General features: G+C 45.9%; 1 protein-coding gene. It reads left to right on the top strand.

Annotated elements, in window-relative coordinates:
* On the top strand, positions 1-392 hold a 392-nt coding region (locus tag KP705_RS18800), incomplete at both ends, for a hypothetical protein (RefSeq protein WP_215765405.1).

Genomic DNA, 392 nt, shown 5'->3' on the forward strand with positions numbered 1-392 from the left:
TAATGAGACACTCAATACGCGACTGATACAGAGGTACGGATCGTTTAAGGAGTTCAAGGGGTCTCTTAATGATGAGAGGCTTCGCATCGTTCGAGATCAGTCTGATGGATCTCTGAAGATGATGAAGAAGCGTGTCATCAATGATGCTGAGCTTTTCACGAAGCGTGATGAAGGCGAAGCCACGATAGGTGTCCCTAAATCATTGGATATGTTCGGGCCCGATATTGCTATGGCTCTCTGTGTTGAGCCTTCTCTTGATGGTCGTGTCATCGTTGGTGATGAAATAAAATTCGAGCAGATGGAGAATAAGATTGTTGGGCTGATGCTCCCGCATCATGCTTTCTATAACGTCTCTGAACCCTGTCTTATGGTCCAGAATTATACGCAGACGC

Source organism: Gluconobacter sp. P1D12_c, assembly GCF_018812105.1.
Lineage (GTDB): Bacteria > Pseudomonadota > Alphaproteobacteria > Acetobacterales > Acetobacteraceae > Gluconobacter > Gluconobacter oxydans_A.